The organism is Clostridium sp. UBA7339, assembly GCF_002470865.1.
Classification (GTDB): domain Bacteria; phylum Bacillota; class Clostridia; order Clostridiales; family Clostridiaceae; genus Clostridium_J; species Clostridium_J sulfidigenes.
On record NZ_DKPI01000010.1, the window covers coordinates 199,871 to 221,437 of the forward strand.

Below are 21,567 nucleotides of genomic sequence, written 5' to 3' on the forward strand. Positions count from 1 at the left end.
AACATTATTTACTATTAATTATACCATTTTATTGAAAATTGTATATTAAAATAATTTTTCATACTACTTATGATAAGGACTATCTCAAAGTTTTTTAAGATAGCCCTCATAGATTTTAATTTAATTACTTTAGCTTAACATAATTTCCAAGAGGAGTACCAACAGGCATATGAATGTAAGCATCATCAATATGATCAGCGTCTACTACATAAATAAAATGTGCTTCTTTAGTTTCATGTGGTTCAAAATCACACAGCATAAATTCCATTCCTTCATAAAAAGATATATACTCTGCATAATTTTTAAAGCCTAATTTATCAAGCTCTGTTTGATCAATTTCTGATTCTTTAGTTTCTTCATTCTTAAATTTATCAAAATATATTGGTTCTCTAACTGCTGCAAGATCACTAATAAAATCACTATTATTAGTAAAAGCTTCAAGGGTGCCATTTGCTGCTTTAGTCCTAAGCTCAACTTTTGGATCAATAATTTCGTTTATTAACTTTGTATCAGAATGATTTGTCATGATTACAGTTACGTAAGCAAACTTTAATTTTGCTGTTTCAGTAACATTTTTCATTTCATTGCTTTCCCATTTAACAGAAACTCTTTTATAATCCTTTAATGTTCCGTCTTCATTTATCATTTTAGAATACTCATCATAGTTATAGAACTTACTTTTATCTAATGTAGGTAATTTATCCATAATTTCAGCGTCTTTTACAATATAACTTAGCTCACCATTAGCAGACTTTTTACCAGTTATTTCTTGTCCTATAGCACATATTCCATCAGCAGGAATTGGTAGGTCAGTAGTGTCTCCTGTTATATCAATGGTTTCACCAGTAACTGGATTATATTGAACCATGAATTTTCCTGGAATTACTTCATATTTAATGTTTTCTGCTACCTTTTTAAGTTCTTCTAAAGAAATACCATTAAGTCCGCCAACTCTAATAATTTGTCCATCTTCTTCATAACATAAATCAATAGTACTGTCTCCATCTTCGTATGTTGTAATCAGTGCTTTTACACCACCAATAGTGGTTTCTTCTATACTTTTATATTTTGGTGGTTGATAAACATAATCGGATTGATATATTAATATCTCACCACCTCCTGCAGAAGCGTCACCATTAAGGAAATACTTCGAATTGTCTCCTACATATTGCTCATATCCATCTGGAAGATAGCCTGGAGTTATATTTATTAGTGGTATTCCTTTGATAGGAACTTCTGATTGTGCCTCAACAGTAGTAATTCCTGTTTCTTCGTTCCTACTTGTAGTAAATATAATTCCTTTGTTTATTCCATAGGCTGTTACAGATAATGCTAAAGTTGCTGTAATGGCTGCAATAAGTACTATAGTCTTTTTCTTTGTCATTCCTTTCCTCTTTCTATTTGATATAGGAATAGGCTCTATATTTTTTACCTTTTTAATCATTTTCATCTTCTCACCTTCATACTTTTTTGAGAACCCATGTGGTTCTGTAAATTTATCCAATTCTTCCATAGCATCTTCTTCACCTATAAGATACGCCATTCTATCAATATCAATTTTATTATCCATACAATTCATCTCCTATCATTTCTTTTTCCATCAGTTCTTTTAGCAACTTTCTTCCACGTTCATATCTTTTAGCTGCTGCCTTTTCACTGATATTTAATAATAGTGATATTTCCTTATAACTAAGTTCGTAATAACAACGATACCTAATTATCTCACGGTATTTTGGTGGTAAACTAGAAAGTAATTGTACTACGATTTGTCTATCTTCTATTGTTTTTACATAAGCAATTCCTTGTTGATTTTCATTTATCACTGGCTCGTCTACGCCTTTAGCAAATAGTTCAGATTCTTTCCTATTCCTACGATATATATCAATTGCAACATTTTTTATTGTGTATGTTATTAATCGTTTTGTCTCTACACTTGCTACACTATTAATATCTTCAAGGTGTGGAATTAACTTTATAAATGCGTCCTGAACTGCATCTTCTGCTTGACCTTCATTATTTAAAATTGAATATGCAATGCCATACATTTTATATTCGTAAGAATCATAAAGCTGTTCTAACATATTATTTTGAAAATTTTCATCTGACGAAGCTTTCACTTAATCACTCCTTATCCTTTAAGAGTACTCTCAACTAATATAACGAATGAAACTTAAATTTGCGACATTTTTATATTAAAAGTTTTTTTCTGATTTACTATAATTATTACATAACCGTTTATTACATTTCTCATTTAATATTACTTATGATAAAGCATTTAGTCATAAAAAATAGCTTTAGCCAATTTATATCAAAGGCTAAAGCTATTTTTCACATTTATTTATACAGTGTATAAGTTCTGCTAACCAAATTAAAGATCTGGAGCATCACTTACGGTATGGTTCTTAACAACACTCCTAATATAATTTCTTTAATGAAATATCATTCTAACTAGTTCTTCTTATATTTTTTCCAACTTCAATACCCAAAAACATTCCTATAGGCGTACATATAAGTGCATTCATTATATAATAACTAGAAATAGCGCCGATTACAAATCCAAGGATCATACCTTCAGACATATAAGTTTCCTTATGGTTTTTCTTCATCACTTTTATTGCTGTAATAACAATAGTACACACCACTATAACTGTAAATATTATTTGAATTATGTGTTTCATTTCTATATATCTGCCTCCTCAATCTAAATTTCTAAATCAATTTAACAATATGATTATATTCCTTTAATAGTAGCGCTTTTTGTAACGAAGGGGTAAGTTCATATCCGTCTATTTTTTTCCAATAATCATTAATTGAGTGGCTCCTGCTAAACCATACTTGTTCATCCATTCCTTCAGGTCTTCAAAATGTTTCTTTATTTCTTCATACCTTGATGACTGCTTTATATTTTCTATCCTTTTCCCAACAGCAGTGTATATTTCTTCAAACTCATCTATATTTGTATTAATCTCATCACTATATTTAAATTCGAAAGCATCAAGAATTTTAATGCCCTGTGATCTTATAATTTCCTTTATTTCTTCTCTTCTATAGGTGTAATTATGATTCATTCGGTTAGTAATCATATCAATATCTGCACCTATATGATGTACATAAACATGTGACATCTGAGCTTCGTTCTGATGATCACAGAACATCTCATTTATAATAAAAATCCCGTTAGTCTTTAATACCCGCTTCATTTCTTCAATTACCTTTGTTTTATCTGATAAATGATGTAGAGTATTTGATAGACAAACTGCATCAAAGCTTTCATCTTCAAAATCCATATTTTCTCCATCCATTTTAATTAACTCAACATTCTTTGTATGAAGCTTTTCCCTAGTTGCATCCAATATTTCTTCATGGCTATCAATTCCAATAATCTTATTATACCCCTTAAGATTTTCAGTCAAAAGTTTGATGAAATCTCCTCGTCCTGTTCCTACATCTAAAATCTTTCCTCCATAAAACTTGCTAAGGTTCTCTTTAATAATTCGCACATTACCACTCCTTTTTCTACCATCTTCATAAATTTATCCTTGAGAATTTTGTTTCAAATATTCATGTACTATTATTTGAACATTCTTATTTAAGTCCTCATCTCCATTTAGCAGAAGTACTTTACAAGGTAACGTATTAGCCCATTGTGCATAAATATAATCATCTATATCAAAATAAGGGAATTTAAGTTTTTCTGCAACCAATTTTCCTAATGTTGTTTTTCCAGAGCCAGATGAACCAAAAATAATAATTCCTCTTGCCATTTATTTTACCTCCTTAACACAAGATTCTTATTTGTCTTACATATAAAAATTATTCTTCCTCTTTAATTGTAACATATTTTGTAAATTAGTATTACTTAGGATACGTTATTTCCACTTGCAAAAATAGCCTTAGGCATTCGTATCAATGCCTAAAGCTATAAACCACACTTGGTCTTAATTGAATATTTATAATCAGGTAGTGTAATTTTTTTGATCTCAAGTTAGAAACTGCTTATTCTTTACGGATTTATTTCGCCGTTTTATTGATAAAATCAATTTCATACTGATGTTCACCGTATTTTTTTTCATTGTCAGTAATCGTACCCTCTGTGAGAGAGATACGCAGAACGATTGAGTTAGGATTGTCTTCGTCGCCAACTTCATCGAACCAATCGAAAGTTTTTTTGAATTTCGCTCTGATTTCCGCATTCTTCTCGTCCTTGACCCAACCGAGATTTTCAGCCGTACCTTGGAACGCATACCAATCTAACCCACAGACAGAAACCTGGTTGTTCTTCTCAATTTGTAGCATTTTACTTTTTTTTGCATCCGTAGAAACATAAAATACACCGTCTTCATAATAAGCGCATACCATACGGACAGCAGGACGAGGATTACCGGCAGCGCTTGAGGATAGTGATATTGTCGCAAGGGCAATAACTTCCTCTTTGCCATTTCCACAACGTTCCTCCATAAGTTTCATTGCATTTTCATACTTGCTCATTTTTTAATTCTCCTTTAAATTTAATTATTCTATGCTGTAATTATAGTAAAGCCACTTTAAAAGTTACCCAAGATTTACAATTCAAGCTTTAGCCACAAAGCAGGACGAACACCGCCTGTACATTTGCCATCACTGATGTTACCTTTCAATATATTGTTGCCTTGTATACCTATATTACCGTCAGTCCCGAAGATGTACACGGCTTTTACATTAACGCGACCGGGTGATCGAAGCCACCACCACCAACTCCCTTCTTTACCCAGAAGTTTTGCTATTCGCTTACTGTTGTTTTCATCTTTTCTTTGAAACCAATATCTTTGATTTTTCCCTCGGTTATACAGTTTTGAAGTGCTATCACCAAAATATTTGCACACTTCCTCAATGCTTAATAAAAATATACTGTCTTCCGTATCTGCTCCGCCCTTTGAACCATACCACTGATTATCAAGATTTTTATTTATTACCGGAATTATCCTTGATTTATCAGTTGCGTTGAATTTGTCATAAAATTCACCATTAAGATATTTTCTTAACGCGCAGTCAGCCCATGTTATATCTTTATAAGCATCATGGTAAGGGCGTTGTTCTATAATATCTTCGGTTATAATCAAAGCCGTATTGTTTTGTATGTCAAGCACACGCCAATTATAACCGACCAATGATAATGCTGAGTCGATTTTAATATCTTCCATTTAAGCACCTCTTTCTTTGTAATAGTTAATCTGCCTTACCCTTAGAACTTATTCTTAAGCCTTCTCCTTAATTGGAAACAGTAAATCAAGCTGTAAATCTTCCATTTTACCTTCCTTTTATGCAAAATTATAAAAATTCAACGTTTCTTCAAATCCTTTCCCCGCAATCGTTTCCACGATGTTCAACGTTGGGAATCCAATCATTATCATATTTATCGCTTGAGTTAACTCATTTTTTAATTAATTTATATTTTCTAAGAATTGATTAATAATTATTATATCTCACATAAATGATTTGGTAAATCATTTAAATAGAAAAATTTCTCAACTATGTTAATAATTAATTTACTTCTACAGCTCGGATTTTATGATTTTAACTTCACCTGTAAAACCATCTAACTGAACTTCATCTCCATCCCTAAAGATGCTCATTGCATTTTCTACATTATATAGCACTGGTATATTCAGCTCCCTAGCAAGGATTCCTATATGCTCAAAAGGCGACCCTACTTCTACAACTATGCCTATTACATGGCCAACTATGGGCTCAAGTTCTCCGCATCTTGTGAATGGAAGTACTAAAATGCTATCTTCATTTAAATAAACAGGCAATCCGATTTTAACCTTTCCTTTAACCTTTTTTCTTAGGCCTGGAATCCCTTTTAAAATAATATCCTGTTCACGTAATTTTCCTATGCCATTTTCATCATTTTGATTTTTATAATCTGCCTTTTCAACAGGCGCTTTTCCGATAATAGGAGGTGCTAACAGCTTTTTTTGATAATTAAATAACCCTTTTCTTTCATTAATAAGCTTATTATAATCCCTTCCTTGTATTAGTCCTTCCTTCAATTCATCTATGGTAAGAAAATACATGTCTCCGCTATGCTGAATTTGTTTATTTCTTAATAATACTTTTTCAGCCCCAGTAATAGCCAATCGAAGATATGATCTTGTCATTCGCTCAAAATAGTAATGATGATTATCTCTTGCTAAATATGCTTTTTCTGCTAATTCAAGCTTACTTAGAAATTCTTGAGAATCTTCTTCTCCTAATTGGCTTAGTATAATGGATTTAATCCTTTTTTTATTTTCTAAAGATCTTTCAATAGACCTTTTAAAGCTGTCACTATTAAACTTTAGAAATCTACGAATGTGTCCTATTACTTTGTACGGCGCTTCCATTAATATAAGCTCTAGATAGTCACTATTGATATCACATTCCAAATTACAAATTCCGTACAAAGCAATATAATCATCTATTAATTTAAGCAGCTTTTTGCTCTCTGGGATATTTTTAAGCCTAGCATACAAAAGTTCATCATGCCTGCAGTCTTTAAAGATTTTATTTAATATGAGATTTGAATTCACCTCATCTGCCATCTCAATATAGAATCCTCGTTCTTTATTTAATATACTGATGTTAAAAACTAAATCATATAACTCCTCTACACTAAGATCATTTTGTATTATTCTGCAGTATTGCATAAAATCCTCTAAATAATCACATCCGTGAGTAACTGGTTGATGCTTTTCTGCTAAGTATTCCATGTACTGTAAGGACTTGTCCAAGAACTCTGCTACTTCCCTTTGAGACAAGTCTCTAAATAAATATTTATCCAGTTCCTCTTTCAATATCAATAATTCCGGCAGTACTACATCTTGGAATATATTTTGATTTTTAACATAAAACTTACTTAATGAACTTAAAAAGCTTTGCTCTTGTACCTTATGATTTGGCATTTCCTTATCTCGATAATACCAATATCCATTATGAATACAGTACTCTGTATAAAATTCTTCAAGTCCAGTGTCATAACATCCTCTATTTAATGCCTCTCCCAGGATTATGTTAATCTCATTGATTAACAATTCCAAAGGTTTTTCCCCTTCTCTATGCCAAGTATAATTACCCTCATTTTTATCAGACCAAATAATTTCAAATTTTTTTTCTTTAAAAGTTGTTATAGGCCTAGCTTGAAGAATATATATCTCTTTATTTCTGATAGTCCATTCGATATCTTGATATTTACCGAAGGTTTTCTCAATTCTTAATGTGCACTCATATAGTTCATTTACTAAATTCTTTGGCAGAACGTTACTGCCCTTCGGAAGCTTCTCTTCAAGTATGGCTCCACATTTTTTATAGATTTTATAAAAAGCTGAATTTACTTTACCGTTAACATAATCTTCGCATAAGCCTTTTACAGCATTAATATGCATTACTTCTTCATCCATATCAATAGTATCCACAGAAAAGTTTACTCCAGAATAGCAACCTTCAACGAATTGCTGAATTATTATACACATTTTTAGCTCATCCAAATTTAAATTTTGTTTTATGAAATATGCTATTACCTTATCACTAAACAATGAAGCATAACACTTCTTTATTGCAGTCTTAACTTCTTCAAAAGTATTCAATTTAATAAATGAATCGAACATTCCTGCCATGCTATAGTTATCGCTGTCTTCACACAGAGCAGAGGATCTTACTACATATTTCAGTCCCATGCCTTGTATACAATTAAAAAATTTAAGTAACCCCCTCTCCATATCAGGAGAAAATGAACCTTTTAATATTACTTTGCATATTTCTGCATTATAAGTTAAATAGTCTCCAGCACTATAGGAAAAATTATTATATTCAAGAAACCGCATGAAAAATTCTAAAGATAATGCAAAACCAATTGGAACCTTTTCTCCGCTTCTTATTAACTCTCCTAACGCACTTGCTTTAGCACCATACTGTATCTTGTCACTTTCTCTTAAGTCTGCTAACATTGACAACATAATCAACACCTCAATTTCAATTTACAAATTTCCTAACCAACGAAATTAATTATATTCATTTAGGTTAGTTATTACAAATGTACAAAATACATCCAAATAGGATCCATATATATTATCTACTTAACACTCATTATTTCAAGCTTTTTAACATATTATATTGATAAACCACTGTTTTTTCTATATAATATATTGACTGGTTATGAGATAACTATAATGTAAATCCGATTACAATATGGACTATATATCTTCAATTCTGATTAACGTAGAAAAAGCTACAGATTTTTATACAATCTGTAGCTTCATTTTTTAACCTTAATATACTTTTCATTGCATATCATAAAGGGAATTTCAATACCCTAAACATATATAATATAGAGAGTCATGGTTACTTACGGTACCATTGACCGTAATATTTATGACATTAACCTTTTTATTTGATTTATACACCTAATCTAATGAAATATTATTCTTAGAACTTTTTAGTTTGTTCAGTGCAAAGCCAATATAAATATAAGCTATAGTATGATATACTAACCAATAGAAACTAAAATGTTCTATACTTAAAATTTTCAAGATTGTATTTATTATAAGCGGAGTAGTTAGTGCATAAATGCTTAATCTATACAACTGTCCATATTTCAACTTTGTTTTAAAAATTCCATTGATTATAAGAGCAAATAGAGCTAACAATAGAGCACTTAAGAGTCCACCCAAGAAATATCCAAGAATACTTACAATAAAAATAAATGGTATAATAATCTTCGCGTAAGGTAAATAGCTATATATTATATCTTTATTAATGGTTAATCCTTGTAATGATTTGAATTCGGTTACTTGTGTTTGTAATTCGTTCTCTTTTTGAATCATTTTATCTTTTAGTATTAAAATACCTTTATTATGAGAATTTAAAACATCAGGATTTGTGCTGTTAGTTGTGTCTATAATAATATAATTATCTTCATCTTCTGATAAAACCATTGGCATACTGCCCTCAACACTTAACTCTCCATTTATAAGCTCAAAGTTTGGACAATTGTCATTATATATTTGTATAAGCTCTGATATGCCATTATTAACCTCAATAGATCCTCTTATAGATCCAATAGCTCCAAGAAACAGCGATATTAATAGTAAATATAGTACTGCCTTCCCAGTAGTTTCTTTTAACACATTCTCATAATGCGCTATTCCTTGAATGCTACCTATTATTTTCTTCCAAAAACTTAACTTTATTTTTTCTGTATTATCTTCCATAAAATCCTCCCAAATATATAAATAGTTCTAATTATATATTTATTCGATAATTTTAGGACAATTCCTCTTTGTGATTAGAAAAGAGCTCCATCATTTATGGTATGGTTCTCCGTATCAGTAGTAAGTGAGATTTTTTTATCTTATTATTTATAATTAAAATCTTTAAATAAATGAAATTTATTGTTTTTAAAAACTAGCATACTCATTAGTGAGCTAAAATTTTTATAACTAGCTGCCTTTAATTTATGTGCATATCTATAAAAATCTTCTTGTTCTTTTTCACTCCAGCTATTCCAAAGTTGTGGTCCTAAAGTTAAATTTATATCCTGACATGCAAGTATTTTACTAAAATACTTCTCTATAACTTCATATTTATTTTTCTTTGCATACTCATCTATCTGTTTGCATAACTTTCTGCAATGGTTGCTATCTTTAAAATAGGAAATTACTATATATGTTTTATTACCTTGCGGAAAAATATTAAAGAAAGCTTCCTCCTTTACATACCCTTTATATATTCTCTTTAAATCAATAAATGGATAAAAACAACAACATGATATGAACTTTATTTTTTTATCTAATATAATACTATATGTTTCTATTTCAGACCACTCGTCTTCTACATAGCATTGTTTAAATCTTTCAAATACTTTATTACTTTTATTCAAAGAAAGTTCTGCGACCCTATCTATATACTTATTTCCTGAACTAAAATTGTTTTTGATACAATTTCTAGAATAATCAAAAGTAAAGGCTCTAAGTGCAAATTGAAAACATTGTTCTTTATTATTTATATTAAATTCTTTACCATTTTCAATAGAGTCAAATAACTTTTTATCATGCACTTCACAAAACACTTTATACCTGTGAGCTTTTTTCACATGAACTTCTCTCATTTTTCTTCCATATCTATAGTAATTCTCATCCTCTATATTACAAATCATAACTTTACCGTTATAAGCAATGCTATCTAAATAATTTCTCATCTGAATTAAATGGTTCTTCTTTAATCCTTTTTTGTCCTCACTATTACATTTAAATTTTATATCATTAAACATACATTTTGATTCATCCCTGAATTCATTAATCGTACTTATAATACGCTTTCTATCTTTATTTAATAAATCGTCTTCTTTTTTATACACTATCAACTATTTGTTACCTCTCATAATCTCAATCTAGTTTACTAAAATCCTAATCTTCACTAAAATAATCTGTATCTATTTTTTTAACTTCATATATTATTTCCGTAGATACTCCAACATTGAATTCAATCATATATTGTGCCAACTGCATACCATCAATTAAAACTATGTTTTTTGTATTTATAGCTTTAACATACTCTCTAGCTTCTTTAGAAAAAGTTGAAGTTGTTATAAAAATCCCCTTACTTGCTCCTGGAGTATCTAATGCTCCAGAAAACTTTTGAATTTCTGGTCTACCAACTACTGTATCTTTCCATCTTTTAGCTTGAATATATATACTATCTAAACCAAGTCTATCTTCATTAATTATTCCATCTATACCTTCATCACCGGTTTTCTTAGTTGCTCTTCCTGCCTCTTCTCTTGAACCACCATATCCCATCTTAATCAATAGCTCTATTACCAATTTCTCAAAGAATTCAAATGAACATGAGTTGATTTTTTCTAATATTTCATCTGCTAATGAGGTCTTTAAATTTTCAAAAGCATTTGCAATTTCTTCTGATGGTGTTTTTTCATTTAATGCTACTTCATTATTTTCACTATGATTTTGGTCTCTATTACTTGAACTTACAAACTCATAGAAACTATTGTATCTTAATAAATCTTTAGATTTTAACTGCTTTGGATTTTCCTGTAACAATTCTAATCCTAATTTAGTAATCCTAACCAAACCCCTTTTAGGTGCCTCTACTAGTCCAGCTTTCTTCATATAAGTTTTAGCCCAATTTACTCTATCATAAAATACTCTCTTTTTACCACTTGGAAAGCATAAGTTCATCTCTTCTTCTGTAATATTTAATTTTCTAGCCAATATCTCAATACATTCATTATTAGTATAAATCTCATTATTTCTTAACACTTCTAATAATGGAAGCATTATTCTTTCATATGTTGGTATTGCCATATACTATCTCTCCCCATAGTCTTTTAAATTTATTATATTTAAATTCCATAAGATAATTATACCATTTTAACTTATATAGCAATCTCTAAATTTAAAGTATTTATTCCAATATTTCTTAAAATAAAACAAGAAGGGGTACCCTTCTTAGATACACCGTCTTGTTTACTTACATATTCTATTAAGTTATCATTTATTTTTAGCTTTATTGAATCTATTTCTCTTAGTCTGTTAATGGTTATTTCTGATATTATCATGTGAATTAATAATTTCTTTTCTTCTCTACTACCACTATTGGCAAGGAGTATATTAAAGTTTTCTAGTACACTCCTTATTAATTCATACGGTACTTGTTGTTCTGTATCTTCACTTAATGCTACTGTATAGGGCTCCTTTTCTTCTAGTAATCTCTGTATTTTTTCATTTAATTCTTCCTTCCTACTGAAGAATTCTTCTTTAGAGATTAACTCATCCTCATATGCTTCAAATATTTTTCCCTTCTTCTTATCTAGCTTTTCTAGTTCTTTGTCAATTCTTTGAGTTTCCTTTTTAGCAGGAGCAACTCTAGCCTTTCTTTGTTTATTTATATTTGTTACAATAGTCTTTATCATCTTCTCATTAGATAAGAGTTCTGACAACTTTCCAAAAACATACTCATTAGCTTTATCTAGATTTATTGCATTACTATTACATACTACTGTTCCTTTATTTTTCCATGCTCCACATGCATAGTATGTTGCTTTAGTTCCGTCTTTTCTCTTCTTACCATTTCTCATTATCACCATTCCAGCACCACACACTGGACATTTTAATATTCCTGTTAATGGATACTCTCCATCATAGATTCTTGAAGGCTTACCTTTCTTTGATTCCATTATAGCTTGTACTCTATCCCATGTAGCCATATCAATTATAGCTTCATGTATTCCATCTACTATTATTGGATCTGGGTTAATATTACGTCTTCTATTCTCACTCCATTCTTGTCTTAAGTTATATCTTATCTTGCCTATGTATACTGGATTAGTAAGTATATATTTAATTGAACCTACTAAAAAATCATTTCCTTTCTTGGTCTTATATCCTAAGTAATTAAGTTTAGTAGTTATAGCTTTATATCCTTTTCCTTCATTACCATACATACTGAATATTAGTTTAATAATTCTTGATTCCTCTAGACATAGAAAAAGCCTTAATTACTACCATCAATAGCAATTAAGACTTTATAACTTATTTATTTCTTGTTTTAATGATTCAATGAATTCACCTGAAAATACTTTTTCTTTAATAGAATTCTTTATTAGTTCAATTAACTCTACCTTTGTTACATCAAGACTTCTTGGAATATACCTATTATCAGCTCTAACAGTATCTTTATAAAGACTAAATCTTATTTCTTCCCTTCTCATTGCCTTAACATAAATTTTTTTAATACAATAGGTGTACTCTTTATCTCTAAGTTTTCCTTGTTTCATTATGTTACAGTATTGAGTACTTTTAATTACCTTTTGAGCCATAATTATCACCTTTCAATTAAATATTTAGAAATCTCTTGAGTACACACTACTACTATTGAATAATCACTTGAAAGCAAAAATAAGGAAGAAGTCCAATTAACTCCTTCCTTGCATTCTATTATATCAGTATATTCTGGTATTAAATCTTGTAGCTTGTCTTGTTTCAGCATTTCAATATCAACGATATTTTTTGCTATAACTACATATCCTCCTAAATCGGATTCTATATCCCTATCATCTCCATAGTTGTAATCTAATACATCTGTAATTTCTGCCATACTATTAATAACTTCTATAGGATAATCCTGTATCTCTTTTAATTGCTCTTTTAAATAAATTCGCTTCATTATATTCCTCCTCACATAAAAAGACCCTTACCATCTTTAGTAAGAGTCAATTATTTATATCAATATTATTATATATATTTACATTTTTGCTTAAAGATTATTTATTAAATTTTGTATTTGAGTTCTATAACTGTCAATTAGTATTATTTTACTTTCTTCGTCGGTTACTGCTATCTCATTAGAAATATCTAATGACTCTTGATTATCAACTTTATTCATTGTTTTTATTAAAATCATCAATTTACAACTTTTCTTTTTACCTGCAGCCTTAAGTAACTTCATTGCTGAACTTAAATCCTCATTATTTTTTTGTATTCTAACTGCTACTGGACTATCTTTGTAATACTCTTTTAAGAACCCATCAATACCTTTATTCCTTTGTACTGGAACTGCTCCAATTTGATTTAGTATATTTAATTCATCTTCTGATAAATTCTTATAACTTTCTCTACCTTTTTTAAGTAATATAGAATCTGTCTTTACAGGAGCATCTAATCTTCTTTTAGCTAGCTGTATTGCATCTTCTGACTTATCTATTCCAATATAATTTCTATTTTTTAACTTTGCTGCTACAAGGGTTGTTCCTGAACCCATAAAAGGGTCTAATACAACATCATTTTCATCAGTAACTATATCAATTATTCTTTCTAATAATAGTATAGGCTTCTGAGTAGGATATCCAACTCTCTCAGCAGCTTTAGGATTTAAATATGGTATTTCCCATATGTCAGACATTGGAACACCTTTTTTGGCTTTTCCTAAAACTACATCTCCATTTTCATCCTTTTTATACTCTGACTTTCCATGCTTATTTCTTACTCTATCTTGCAAAATTTGATCTACATTAGTAGTCTCTGAATATTCTGTATATACTGTATTAAACTTAAAATCACTTGTTTTACTATAGAAATATATATTTTGATGATTATTAAGTAATCCTTTTTTAGAATTAGACCACCTTTTATATGTCCATATAATTTCACTTTGGAAATTATTTGCTCCAAAAACATTATCTAAGGCAATTCTCAAATGATGTGACGCAGCTTTATCACAATGCAAAAATATACTTCCGCTTTTTTTTAGAACTCTTTTACACTCTATTAGCCTCTCTTGTATATATAATCTATACTCATCTATACTATCCCACTTATCATCAAAAGAATACTCCTTTTCATTATCCCTAGTCTTTTGCTTTTGTGTTTTTTGTGTAAAAAATGGAGGGTCTAAATAAATTAAATCCACACTTTTTTCACTAATTTCTCTTAACTTTACTAAAGAATCTCCTAAAAGTATCATATTTTTACTCACCTTTTTATCTTTTTTATATATAGCTTATTTCTTTCTCATTAATTTCTTTACTTATCATTTCATTTAGCATATTTTTTAAATCTATATCAGTTTCATTTTTTATATACTCCCACGCTTCTTCACCTGAATAATATTCTCCCTCAACTTGAGTATATAAATCTTTTAATCTTTTTTGAATCTCTTTTGCTTGCCCTCTGTTAGGTTCAAAAAACATTATTCTTACTGGTTTATATCCTTTTTCCTGGATTACTTTTACTCTTGTATGCTCCTTGGTTATATGGTCTCCATCTGTAGTAGCATCTCTCCACTTAATTTCATAAGCAGTATCTCCTACCAAGCAATCAATTTCAACTCTCTTAGGTTTAGTTGTAATAGTATTATCTATTTTCTTTTTGCTTTCTGCATTACTAAATTTATGTTCAAAACAAAGAATTGCTGCATCTTCCAACATAGACCCAGCATATTTATAAAGAAAACGTCCTTTATTTTGATATAAATCAATCATTGCACCCTCTTCATTTGATACACCTAGCATATTATAAACCATATAATGAGAATTATCATCTTGCTTCATCTCTTCAATTCTCTCATTTATCTTTTTATCAAGGTTTTTCTTATATTTCTGAACTATTTCATTCATTCTTACTTCTATAGAACTATATTCTTTCATTATATTATCCCCCATATGATATAAATTTATTTGTAAATTTATTATATCATATAGCTTGTCTTTTGAAATAAATTTCTACATAGTCCTTAAACAATCTTTAATTTCCATATTTTTTCAAAAACCTCATTTACTTATGGTACGGTTCACCCTTTATTATCCTATATCCCCTATATATCTGTTCTAGAAGCATTACTCTGAACAATTGATGGGGAAAGGTCATTTTAGAAAAACATATTTTATAATTAGCTCTTTTTATAACTTGATCTGATAGACCTAAGCTTCCTCCTATGATAAAAACTAAATTAGAGTTTCCTTCTAATCCACAGTTATCTATGAAATTTGCAAATTCTTCAGATGAAATTTGTTTTCCTTTTAAATCCATGGCTACAACATAAGCATTATCTTTAATTTTTGATAATATGCTTTGACCTTCTTTATCCTTTATTTGAAGTTCTTCCTTTTCTGATGCATTATCTGGTGTTTTCTCATCTTGAAGTTCTATTATTTCAAGCTTACAGTATCTTGATAATCTTTTAGAATATTCATCTATGGCATCTCTTAAATATTTTTCTTTTATTTTTCCTACAGTTATTAATGTTATATTCACTAAACATCCTCCTAATTTTTTAATTTAACTAATAAGTTCATAATACTATTTGAGCAGTAAAATCTCTGAAACCCGCATGAACAGAACAAATAGTTAACTATTTTTCTAGTTTTATAGTTCCATATTTAAATAGTTTTATATTAATCTATTTGTATAGTTTTACAATAAACTATACTAGCACCACACCAATAATACCTATATTTTACTATGAATAATTTAGAATGTCATAGGTAAAATTATAATAGATACTAATTAAATATTATATAGGTGGTGTCTAAATATGAAAAAATTTTTAAAGATTAATTTATTTGCTTTTTTAACTATAATTCTATCCTTTAATTATGTTGTATGTTATGCTACTCCTATTCCAGATGTAAAGTTAATGGTTGATTCTCCAACTGCTTTTGAATTACCAAAATATTTTAGAAAGAGCACAGATAAAATTACTCCTTCAGAAAATATAAATTTGTCTGGTCTAGATAAGCTTAATATTTCTGGTAGTGGTCAATTTTCTAAAACTGGAGTTCCTTTAATGAAGAAGTCTATAGGTAATGTGCCTATAACTATTATTGACTTAAGAGAAGAATCCCATGGATTTATTGATGGGATTCCTGTAAGTTGGCAAAATGCTAACAACGATGCAAATAGAGGCTTAACAGTAAATGAAATCATTGCTGATGAAAACTCTAGATTAAAATCTATCCCACTTAATAAACCTATTGCTTTAGAGGGTTTTAAAGATGTAATTATACCTTCAAAGGTTCAAAATGAAACTGAGCAGTCTGAAGCTTATTCATTATCTTATATTCGTATTCCTGTAACATATAAAAATTTACCTACAGAGGCTATGGTAAATTATTTTATGGAAGTTGTAAAAAATCAACCTGAAGGCAGCTGGCTTCATTTCCATGGCAATGAAGGACTTGAAAGAACTACGACTTTTATGATAATGTACGATATTATGAAAAATTGTAAAGAAGTTAATCTAAATGATATTATTACTCGCCAAGTCTTATTGTCCAAGATGGATAAAAATACTAGTGATAAATTTTATTCAGGAGAAGTTTATAATTTTTTAAATAATTTTTATAATAATTGTAAGTCCAGCGAATCTAACTCTAATAAACAGACTTCATAGAAACTTTAACTGTTATCTCATTACTTTTATTAAATTTATCAAAGCAATCTATTTTACTATGAAAATAACTCACCATATTAATTATGATGAGTTATTTTTAAATTATATATAATATAACTTATATATTACTTTAGTGCTTTAAGAGCTACAGTATTTAATAAGCTCCATGGTTTATTAAAGTGTGGTTGGAAGAAGAAATCTGTCATTGCCAGTTCTTCTATTGTCATGTTATTTTGAATTACAACAGATAGGGTATTCATGTGTTGAGTTAAATCCTCGTCAGAAATAATCTGTCCTCCAAGAATTCTTCTTGTAGCCTTGTCATAAACAAGCTTTATGGTTGCTTCCTTATAGGTTGGCATAAATTCTGGTCTATGATTTTCACTAACCATTACTGAGTCAATCTCCATAGATGTGGTTTTCTTAGCAACCTCTTCTGTTAAACCTGTTGATGCTATACATTTATCATATATCTTTATTCCTGAAGTACCTTGGGTTCCCATATACTTAAGAGTTGGGTTTACTAGATTTTTAGCAACTAAGGTTCCCATTCTTACAGCATTAGTTGCAAGAGGAATATATCTCTTATCCCTTGCTGGATTATATTCTACAACACAGCAATCTCCAGCTGCAAATACATCTTTAACACTAGTTCTCATATATTCATCTATTATTATTGCTCCATTTGGAAGAGTGTCTAATTTTCCTTTTACTAAACTTGTACTTGGTATAAATCCTATGCAAAGTACTACTAAATCTGCTTCATGACTTCCTTTATCAGTTACTACCTTAGATACTATACCATTTTCTCCTTCAAACCTTTGAACTTTTTCACCTAAAGCTAGTTTTACTCCACGGTTTTTAAATTCATTCTCTGCTATTTCTGTAAATTCTTTATCAAGATACTTACTCATTATTCTGTCTTCTGCATCAACTAGGGTTACATTTTTACCTTTCATTTCAAAGGCTTCAGCAAGTTCTACTCCTATATATCCAGCTCCTACAACTGTCACATTCTTAGCATCAGCTGATTTCTCTATAATTGTTTTTGCATGACTATAATTTTTACATAGTAATATATTTTTTAGGTTTCTTCCTTCAAAATTAGGAACTATTGGCCACGATCCCAAGGTTAAAATTAATTTATCATATTTTTCTTTTACTATATCGGCAGTCTTTAAATTTGTAGCTGTGATTATTTTTTCATCCATATCAATATCAGTTACATCATAATTCATTCTCATGTTTATACCAAGGTTATTTAAATTTTCTGGGGAATTATAAAATAATTTTTCTGGTTCATTTACTACATTAGATACACTTAAAGCAATTCCACAAGAAAGGAAAGATATATTATCATTTCTCTCATAAACTGTAATCTCACTATCTGGGTAAAGTTGTTTTGCATTTACTACCGCTGCTGTTCCTGCGTGTGTACATCCTATTACTGCAATTTTCATAATACATGACCTCCTATAATTTACACCTAAATAAAATTTATTCTTATATTATATTCTAAAAGTTATTTAATTATAATCTCGTAACAACGTTTGTTATTTAACAATCATTATCTAATAATATTTTACCTCAAATATCAATTTATTCAACTATGCTATTAGTATATATAGATAGATAAGCTTTCATTCTCTTAATCTTTCTTTAATTTTCATTATTTTTCATATAGTTATAAAAAAGTGCTTTAGCAAAATATTTTAAACTAACTTATTTTGCCAAAGCACTTACTCTAATATTCTTATTTTAATTAATATCCTAATTCCTCATTCAAGAAAATTACATGTATCCTATCCTTATTTCCCTGTCTTCTTATTATAGCATATTCATTGCAAATTCTGTCTTCACTTGAACAATCCATACAATGGCCCACCTTTACACAAGGAGTAGCTCTATTTAATCTTTTGCAATTTGCAGGTGCTGATACTCTTTCATTTCTCTTAATGGCTTCTTCAATATTCTCTACAATTTTATTTACTCCTGCTATAATTATAACTTTATCTGGACCATATAACATAGCCGCTACCCTATTACCATTGCCATCTACATTGTATAGCTCTCCTTTTTCTGTAATTGCATTAGTACTAGTAAAATATACATCAGCGGAGAAAGTGTTTCTATATAATTTTTTCAAATCATCCTTACTTAACTCATCCTCATATCTGTCTAGGAAATTATATTTTCCACTTCTTAAATAATCAATAACTCCAGTTTCAAATAGGCTCATTGAACCACCACAACTTACTGTATCACCATCATTGGTAAGTTCATTAATTTTCTCAATGAGTTCTTCATGACTATTTACTAAATAGCCATTCATACCATTCTTTTTAAGTGAATTAATTGTACTATTAACCCTACTTTCCTTTAGCCATTTCATATTTTTATCCATAAACAATCCCCCTGTAAATTTATCATATAATTAATTATATCATAGCCGTATATAGAATATCTTACAATAATACATATATAAAAAACCCTAATGAATAAAAAATTCACTAGGGCTAATGTTTATATTATTTTCCACAACATTTCTTGTACTTTTTACCACTTCCACAAGGACATGCATCATTTCTACCGACTTTAACTTCATTTATTACTGTTTTTGATTCTCTCCAAGTTTTTTGTATCTCTTTTCTTTTTTCTGGTGAGAATATTCTATCCCATTGTGATAATGTATAAAGATAGTCTGCTTTAGAATCAAGCATATTGAAGTATAGTTTTTCATAATCTATTTTGAAGTTAACTTCTGAATCACTTTCTATAGCTTCAAGATCTAATTCTTTATCTATACTTTCATTTATTCCATCTAAGAATCCCATAAAGTAAATTTCATTAACGTCAAATTCTTTAACTAATTCAGAGAACTTTCCACTAATAACACCGCCATCAATTGCTAAGGCTTTTGTATATATTGATTTTTCAACCTTTGCATACTCTTTCCAAAATGCAGGTTCTCCATTTTCTTTTACATACTCTACAACATAATTTGTCCAATTGCTATATATGCTCATGTTATTTTCTCCTTCTTTATAACAAAATTTGTTTATCTATTTTATTAATTATAATAAATTTTTATTTATCTTTCAATAATATCTTATTTCTGTATTTTTAAAGTAATTATTTCATCCTTAGTAAATGGTTTTGATATATTATAGTTTCCACCTAAACTTTCAACACCTTGATTATTTACTGTAATCATTATTTTACTCACAGATTTCAGCTGACTCAAAGAGTTTGATATAGACTTAAGTATTGTTACTTCTTGAACTTCAGACATTTCAAACATAGCTTCTGGGCTTAAATTAATATTTGCTATGCCATCCTTAATAGAAAAACTTAAAAGCCTTGTTTCCTTTGGTAAAATAGGCTTGCTTTTTTCACTAACTTTAGCTGGTCCTTTGATGAGTTCTTGCATGATCATCTCACCTATTAAATCCTCACTATTAATTAGTCTCTCTTCCTTTATAAGTTCGGACTTTTCAGCATCTCCTCCAAAGTATAAAGTTATATCAATATAGCCATCATCCTCTGTAGCTCCTTTAGTATTTTCAAGTTTCTCTTTACTTATTATACTTGCCTTATCTTTCTTTATACTCATAGTTTTTGTAAGGTAAATTCCGCCTACAACTAGTGCTATTACAACTACTGTTATTGTTAATACTAAACTAAAGGTATTCTTTTTCATTCTACACCTCCTATTACTAACCAAACTTTTTATTCGATGACTACCCACTCTAGTACTACCATCTTCTTCAAAGTGGGAGTAAAGAGTGGCTACGTCCCTGGATAAGGATTTCTAGAGCTTCAAAGAAGCTAAGAACTCTGTTTATATTTCTGATAATATACTATGCCTATCTCTATTGCACATTTTTAATTCTATATCTTTTTCTACGCTAATATTGTTTTCCCTTAATACACTTGCTACAGTTTCATAAGCAAGCTCCGGATAATTATTTGTTTTACTTAGATGCCCTAAGTATATAGTTTTATGATTTCCTTTTAAAATATCTACTATAGCTTTACCACAATCTTCATTGGATAAATGTCCTTTTGCACTTAGTATTCTTTGCTTTAATGGATATGGATATGGTCCAAATTTAACCATTTCTATATCATGATTACTCTCTATTAAAATCATATCACTATCTTCTAGTGCCATTTTTACTTCTATAGAAAAGTGACCTAAATCAGTAGCTATACAACATGATTTTTTAGAGCCATGTACTCTATAACCTCTAGGGCATACTGCATCGTGAGGTATAGGAAAATTCTCTATGGTCAAATCATTAATTTCAGTAAACTTACCATCAATTATTTTTATATTTTTCTCCTTAATATTTCCAATTTTCCCATCCATGGCTTCCCAGGTGAGACTTGGTGCATATATAGGAATATCGTATTTCCTTGAAAATACTCCGGCCCCCTTAATGTGATCTGAATGTTCATGAGTAATAAATATACCATCTATAGAATTAGGATTTATACCTATGTCCCCTAATTCTTTATCGATAGCCTTACCTGGCATTCCCACATCCACTAGAATGTTACTATTGTTTTCTGATACAAATATACTATTCCCACTGCTACCACTAAATAATGGGCAAAATTTCATAATTATCTCCTCAATCT

The 21,567-nt window shown here is 29.4% G+C and carries 23 protein-coding genes; 1 reads left to right on the top strand and 22 read right to left on the bottom strand.

Annotated elements, in window-relative coordinates:
- Positions 1 to 124: 124 nt before the first annotated feature.
- The 17 genes from B2S02_RS11510 to rlmH all read right to left on the bottom strand — a co-directional run bounded on the left by B2S02_RS11510 (position 125) and on the right by rlmH (position 15,785).
- Positions 125 to 1,570, bottom strand: coding sequence for a hypothetical protein (locus tag B2S02_RS11510; protein ID WP_346920719.1), 1,446 nt, complete (start codon positions 1,568 to 1,570; stop codon positions 125 to 127).
- Positions 1,563 to 2,117: a sigma-70 family RNA polymerase sigma factor gene (locus B2S02_RS11515; RefSeq protein WP_346848708.1), complete on the bottom strand. Its 555-nt coding sequence runs from the start codon at positions 2,115 to 2,117 to the stop codon at positions 1,563 to 1,565. Before B2S02_RS11515 ends, B2S02_RS11510 begins: the two co-directional genes overlap by 8 nt.
- A 327-nt stretch (positions 2,118 to 2,444) precedes the next feature.
- Positions 2,445 to 2,678 (bottom strand): hypothetical protein, encoded by a 234-nt coding sequence (locus tag B2S02_RS11520; RefSeq protein WP_346848707.1) that lies wholly within the window; start codon positions 2,676 to 2,678, stop codon positions 2,445 to 2,447.
- A gap of 108 nt (positions 2,679 to 2,786) precedes the next feature.
- Positions 2,787 to 3,500, bottom strand: a complete 714-nt coding sequence (locus B2S02_RS11525) for a class I SAM-dependent methyltransferase (RefSeq protein ID WP_346920720.1) — start codon at positions 3,498 to 3,500, stop codon at positions 2,787 to 2,789.
- 33 nt (positions 3,501 to 3,533) lie between these two features.
- Positions 3,534 to 3,764, bottom strand: coding sequence for a shikimate kinase (locus B2S02_RS11530; RefSeq protein ID WP_346848705.1), 231 nt, complete (start codon positions 3,762 to 3,764; stop codon positions 3,534 to 3,536).
- A 247-nt stretch (positions 3,765 to 4,011) separates the two neighbouring features.
- The gene (locus B2S02_RS11535; RefSeq protein ID WP_346848704.1) at positions 4,012 to 4,488 is read right to left on the bottom strand and encodes a pyridoxamine 5'-phosphate oxidase family protein; all 477 of its coding nucleotides are present in this window, start codon (positions 4,486 to 4,488) and stop codon (positions 4,012 to 4,014) included.
- 74 nt (positions 4,489 to 4,562) lie between these two features.
- Positions 4,563 to 5,180 carry a DUF6273 domain-containing protein gene (locus tag B2S02_RS11540; protein ID WP_346848703.1) on the bottom strand — a complete coding sequence of 206 codons (618 nt, stop codon included), beginning with the start codon at positions 5,178 to 5,180 and terminating at the stop codon, positions 4,563 to 4,565.
- A 351-nt stretch (positions 5,181 to 5,531) separates the two neighbouring features.
- A complete protein-coding gene (locus B2S02_RS11545; RefSeq protein ID WP_346920721.1) occupies positions 5,532 to 7,973 on the bottom strand; it encodes a PEP/pyruvate-binding domain-containing protein in 2,442 nt (813 codons plus the stop codon).
- Positions 7,974 to 8,420: 447 nt separating this feature from the next.
- The gene (locus B2S02_RS11550; RefSeq protein WP_346920722.1) at positions 8,421 to 9,227 is read right to left on the bottom strand and encodes a DUF1189 domain-containing protein; all 807 of its coding nucleotides are present in this window, start codon (positions 9,225 to 9,227) and stop codon (positions 8,421 to 8,423) included.
- A gap of 143 nt (positions 9,228 to 9,370) precedes the next feature.
- Positions 9,371 to 10,378, bottom strand: coding sequence for a hypothetical protein (locus tag B2S02_RS11555; protein WP_346920723.1), 1,008 nt, complete (start codon positions 10,376 to 10,378; stop codon positions 9,371 to 9,373).
- Between the two features lie 43 nt (positions 10,379 to 10,421).
- Positions 10,422 to 11,339, bottom strand: a complete 918-nt coding sequence (locus B2S02_RS11560; protein WP_346920724.1) for a restriction endonuclease — start codon at positions 11,337 to 11,339, stop codon at positions 10,422 to 10,424.
- A 71-nt stretch (positions 11,340 to 11,410) separates the two neighbouring features.
- Complete coding sequence (locus B2S02_RS11565; RefSeq protein ID WP_346920740.1) at positions 11,411 to 12,499, bottom strand: recombinase family protein; 1,089 nt, start codon at positions 12,497 to 12,499, stop codon at positions 11,411 to 11,413.
- A gap of 60 nt (positions 12,500 to 12,559) precedes the next feature.
- Positions 12,560 to 12,853 carry a hypothetical protein gene (locus tag B2S02_RS11570; RefSeq protein WP_346920725.1) on the bottom strand — a complete coding sequence of 98 codons (294 nt, stop codon included), beginning with the start codon at positions 12,851 to 12,853 and terminating at the stop codon, positions 12,560 to 12,562.
- 5 nt (positions 12,854 to 12,858) lie between these two features.
- Entirely contained in the window at positions 12,859 to 13,200 is a 342-nt protein-coding gene (locus tag B2S02_RS11575) for a hypothetical protein (RefSeq protein WP_346920726.1), read from the bottom strand.
- Positions 13,201 to 13,290: 90 nt separating this feature from the next.
- Positions 13,291 to 14,496, bottom strand: coding sequence for a site-specific DNA-methyltransferase (locus B2S02_RS11580; RefSeq protein WP_346920727.1), 1,206 nt, complete (start codon positions 14,494 to 14,496; stop codon positions 13,291 to 13,293).
- 25 nt (positions 14,497 to 14,521) lie between these two features.
- On the bottom strand, positions 14,522 to 15,178 hold the full coding sequence (locus tag B2S02_RS11585; protein WP_346920728.1) for an ApaLI family restriction endonuclease: 657 nt from the start codon (positions 15,176 to 15,178) through the stop codon (positions 14,522 to 14,524).
- A gap of 127 nt (positions 15,179 to 15,305) precedes the next feature.
- Positions 15,306 to 15,785 (bottom strand): 23S rRNA (pseudouridine(1915)-N(3))-methyltransferase RlmH, encoded by a 480-nt coding sequence (gene rlmH / locus B2S02_RS11590; protein WP_035134602.1) that lies wholly within the window; start codon positions 15,783 to 15,785, stop codon positions 15,306 to 15,308.
- A 280-nt stretch (positions 15,786 to 16,065) separates the two neighbouring features.
- On the opposite strand from rlmH, the gene B2S02_RS11595 reads away from it, so the two are divergent.
- Positions 16,066 to 16,923 carry a fused DSP-PTPase phosphatase/NAD kinase-like protein gene (locus tag B2S02_RS11595; RefSeq protein WP_346849205.1) on the top strand — a complete coding sequence of 286 codons (858 nt, stop codon included), beginning with the start codon at positions 16,066 to 16,068 and terminating at the stop codon, positions 16,921 to 16,923.
- A gap of 125 nt (positions 16,924 to 17,048) precedes the next feature.
- On the opposite strand, the gene B2S02_RS11600 is transcribed toward B2S02_RS11595, so the two are convergent.
- From B2S02_RS11600 to B2S02_RS11620, 5 genes are all read right to left on the bottom strand, one after another.
- A complete protein-coding gene (locus tag B2S02_RS11600; protein WP_346920729.1) occupies positions 17,049 to 18,383 on the bottom strand; it encodes an FAD-dependent oxidoreductase in 1,335 nt (444 codons plus the stop codon).
- A gap of 302 nt (positions 18,384 to 18,685) precedes the next feature.
- On the bottom strand, positions 18,686 to 19,327 hold the full coding sequence (locus tag B2S02_RS11605; RefSeq protein ID WP_346920730.1) for a lactate utilization protein: 642 nt from the start codon (positions 19,325 to 19,327) through the stop codon (positions 18,686 to 18,688).
- Positions 19,328 to 19,451: 124 nt separating this feature from the next.
- A complete protein-coding gene (locus B2S02_RS11610; protein ID WP_346920731.1) occupies positions 19,452 to 19,949 on the bottom strand; it encodes an SEC-C metal-binding domain-containing protein in 498 nt (165 codons plus the stop codon).
- An 83-nt stretch (positions 19,950 to 20,032) separates the two neighbouring features.
- Positions 20,033 to 20,623 (bottom strand): GerMN domain-containing protein, encoded by a 591-nt coding sequence (locus B2S02_RS11615; RefSeq protein WP_346920732.1) that lies wholly within the window; start codon positions 20,621 to 20,623, stop codon positions 20,033 to 20,035.
- 141 nt (positions 20,624 to 20,764) lie between these two features.
- Entirely contained in the window at positions 20,765 to 21,550 is a 786-nt protein-coding gene (locus tag B2S02_RS11620; protein WP_346876267.1) for an MBL fold metallo-hydrolase, read from the bottom strand.
- Between the last annotated feature and the right edge of the window lie 17 nt (positions 21,551 to 21,567).

What these genes read in the sequence shown, in the direction of transcription:
- B2S02_RS11580 (WP_346920727.1), bottom strand. Translation starts at nt 14,496, where the DNA reads ATGATACTTTTAGGAGATTCTTTAGTAAAGTTAAGAGAAATTAGTGAA.
- B2S02_RS11510 (WP_346920719.1), bottom strand. Translation starts at nt 1,570, where the DNA reads ATGGATAATAAAATTGATATTGATAGAATGGCGTATCTTATAGGTGAA.
- B2S02_RS11585 (WP_346920728.1), bottom strand. Translation starts at nt 15,178, where the DNA reads ATGAAAGAATATAGTTCTATAGAAGTAAGAATGAATGAAATAGTTCAG.
- B2S02_RS11530 (WP_346848705.1), bottom strand. Translation starts at nt 3,764, where the DNA reads ATGGCAAGAGGAATTATTATTTTTGGTTCATCTGGCTCTGGAAAAACA.
- B2S02_RS11540 (WP_346848703.1), bottom strand. Translation starts at nt 5,180, where the DNA reads ATGGAAGATATTAAAATCGACTCAGCATTATCATTGGTCGGTTATAAT.
- B2S02_RS11615 (WP_346920732.1), bottom strand. Translation starts at nt 20,623, where the DNA reads ATGAAAAAGAATACCTTTAGTTTAGTATTAACAATAACAGTAGTTGTA.
- B2S02_RS11605 (WP_346920730.1), bottom strand. Translation starts at nt 19,327, where the DNA reads ATGGATAAAAATATGAAATGGCTAAAGGAAAGTAGGGTTAATAGTACA.
- B2S02_RS11545 (WP_346920721.1), bottom strand. Translation starts at nt 7,973, where the DNA reads ATGTTGTCAATGTTAGCAGACTTAAGAGAAAGTGACAAGATACAGTAT.
- B2S02_RS11560 (WP_346920724.1), bottom strand. Translation starts at nt 11,339, where the DNA reads ATGGCAATACCAACATATGAAAGAATAATGCTTCCATTATTAGAAGTG.
- B2S02_RS11550 (WP_346920722.1), bottom strand. Translation starts at nt 9,227, where the DNA reads ATGGAAGATAATACAGAAAAAATAAAGTTAAGTTTTTGGAAGAAAATA.
- B2S02_RS11600 (WP_346920729.1), bottom strand. Translation starts at nt 18,383, where the DNA reads ATGAAAATTGCAGTAATAGGATGTACACACGCAGGAACAGCAGCGGTA.
- B2S02_RS11520 (WP_346848707.1), bottom strand. Translation starts at nt 2,678, where the DNA reads ATGAAACACATAATTCAAATAATATTTACAGTTATAGTGGTGTGTACT.
- B2S02_RS11620 (WP_346876267.1), bottom strand. Translation starts at nt 21,550, where the DNA reads ATGAAATTTTGCCCATTATTTAGTGGTAGCAGTGGGAATAGTATATTT.
- B2S02_RS11575 (WP_346920726.1), bottom strand. Translation starts at nt 13,200, where the DNA reads ATGAAGCGAATTTATTTAAAAGAGCAATTAAAAGAGATACAGGATTAT.
- B2S02_RS11610 (WP_346920731.1), bottom strand. Translation starts at nt 19,949, where the DNA reads ATGAGCATATATAGCAATTGGACAAATTATGTTGTAGAGTATGTAAAA.
- B2S02_RS11570 (WP_346920725.1), bottom strand. Translation starts at nt 12,853, where the DNA reads ATGGCTCAAAAGGTAATTAAAAGTACTCAATACTGTAACATAATGAAA.
- B2S02_RS11595 (WP_346849205.1), top strand. Translation starts at nt 16,066, where the DNA reads ATGAAAAAATTTTTAAAGATTAATTTATTTGCTTTTTTAACTATAATT.
- B2S02_RS11535 (WP_346848704.1), bottom strand. Translation starts at nt 4,488, where the DNA reads ATGAGCAAGTATGAAAATGCAATGAAACTTATGGAGGAACGTTGTGGA.